General features: G+C 72.5%; 2 protein-coding genes. Both read right to left on the reverse strand.

Annotated features, from left to right (window positions below):
• Positions 1-455 (reverse strand): hypothetical protein (locus tag AB0J52_RS38760; protein WP_500188036.1); only part of this gene is annotated, 455 nt, incomplete at its 3' end.
• A gap of 412 nt (positions 456-867) precedes the next feature.
• The gene (locus tag AB0J52_RS38765) at positions 868-1,521 is read right to left on the reverse strand and encodes a winged helix-turn-helix transcriptional regulator (RefSeq protein ID WP_500188038.1); all 654 of its coding nucleotides are present in this window, start codon (positions 1,519-1,521) and stop codon (positions 868-870) included.
• Positions 1,522-1,820: the final 299 nt, after the last annotated feature.

Below are 1,820 nucleotides of genomic sequence, written 5' to 3' on the forward strand. Positions count from 1 at the left end.
GCCTCGGTCACCGTCAGCCCCGGGGTGGACGCGGGTCCCAGGTAGCAGCGTCCCTGCGCGCCGGGCCAGCCGCTCCACGACACGTCCGCCTCCCGGTCCTCCGGGACGTCGCCGAGCGCGGGGTGCCGCCACGCCATCAGGTCGAGGTAGCCGACCTGGGTGAGCGGCAGGCAGCCGAACACGTTCCGCTCGACGATCCGCACCGCGCGGCGCATGGTCGGCACGTAGGTCCAGACCTGGCAGTCGGCGCGGGCCCGGTCCTCCCGGATGGTCACCGAGGTCCCCGCCAGCCGGTCCGGTTCGAGGACGAACAGGACGGTCACGGCGGCGCCGGCCCACCCGTCCTCGAACCGGCGGGCCACCAGGTAGCGCAGCGGACGGCGCCCCAGCGCGGACTCGACGCCGAACGCGAACGAGGTGAGCGGGCCGGCCGTGAGGAACGGCCGCTCCGGCACCGGTGCGGGGCCCCGTGCCGCGCCGTGTGACCGCCTCCGGGGCACGGTGTCCGCGCCCGCTGGTTCCGGCATCGCGCACCTCATCCGTTCTCGGTGTGGGCCCGGGGGGCGCCGAGGTCGCTGCGAGTCAGGGCGGACGGTCAGGAGACCGCGATCCGCCCGAACGGCGCACGAGGGGATATCGTTCGTGCCCGTCCAGGGGATCACTTCACTTAGATGTAGTCAAGGTAGAGCACACTGCCTCCGGGGAGAGGCGGACGGGACGCGCGGGACGCTTGTCAGGCCCCGGGAACCCGCTACACCACGCCTGTCGGACGCGTCCGAAACACGCGCCGCCAGCCGAGGCCGGGCTGCCGTTGTCGAAACGGCCCCTGAGCCCAGCAGCGCGGACGGCCGGGCGCCGCGGGGCGGGTCAGCCGACCAGGCCGAGCAGGCGGGAGCAGCGCAGGGTGGCGTCGGGGTCGCCGTCCATGGTGAGGCGGTGGGTGAGGGTCGCCTCCAGCGGGCTCAGCCGCCCGGAGCCGATCTCGACGAAGGTGCGCGCGTCGGTGGTGACGACCAGCGCCGGGTCGAGCGCGGACTTGCCGTGCCGGACGTCCACCCGGCCGTCCGCGACCTCGATGTGGAAGACCTCGTCGTCGATGCGGAACTCGTACCGCTCGTCGGGGCCGGCGAGGGAGGGGTCGATCATCGCCTCGACGGCGAGCACGCCCCAGCGCGGGCGCACGACGTCCTCGGAGGTGGGCGCGCCGAGCAGGCCGAGGCCCCAGCGGGCGAGGGCGAGCACCGGTTCGCGCAGCCCCTCGCCCTGGGCGGTGAGCTCGTACATCCTCACCTTCGAGCCAGATTTGGCGCGCTGCCGGACGAGGCCGGTGTCGACCAGGAAGCGCAGCCGCTCGGCCAGCAGGTTGGTGCCGATGCCGGGCAGGTTGGCCTGGAGCTCGTTGTAGCGGCACGGGCCGGTGAGCAGCTCGCGCACGATCAGCAGTGTCCACCGCTCGCCGATCACGTCGAGGGCGCCGGCGAGCCCGCAGTACTGGCCGTAGTTGCGACGCTGCTGCTTCATGACCGAACCTCCGCGTTCCACTTCACAAGTATATCCCGAATGGAAGCGCGGACACACGTGCACCGGCCCGTTCCGGCGGGTGCGGCCGGAACGGGTCCGGGTGCCTTCTTCGCTTGTGGACAGGGGGAGGAGGGGTTCTCGTGTCGCCTCCCTGGATAACTCCGGAGCGCGGGGGCCGTCAACCTCGAACCCGGTCAAGGCTTTATGTAAATATAGTGCCTTGCCCCCTGCGGCCCGGAGGTGTGCGTGACCCTGGATCCGGTCTTCACCGATGTCCCGCCCCCGGAGATCGCGGCGGC

The sequence above is a fragment of the Spirillospora sp. NPDC049652 genome, from assembly GCF_040675125.1.
In the GTDB taxonomy this organism is placed as follows: Bacteria; Actinomycetota; Actinomycetes; order Streptosporangiales; family Streptosporangiaceae; genus Spirillospora.

Coding starts and splice junctions, on each gene's coding strand:
- AB0J52_RS38765 (WP_500188038.1), bottom strand. CDS start 1,521: ATGAAGCAGCAGCGTCGCAACTACGGCCAGTACTGCGGGCTCGCCGGC.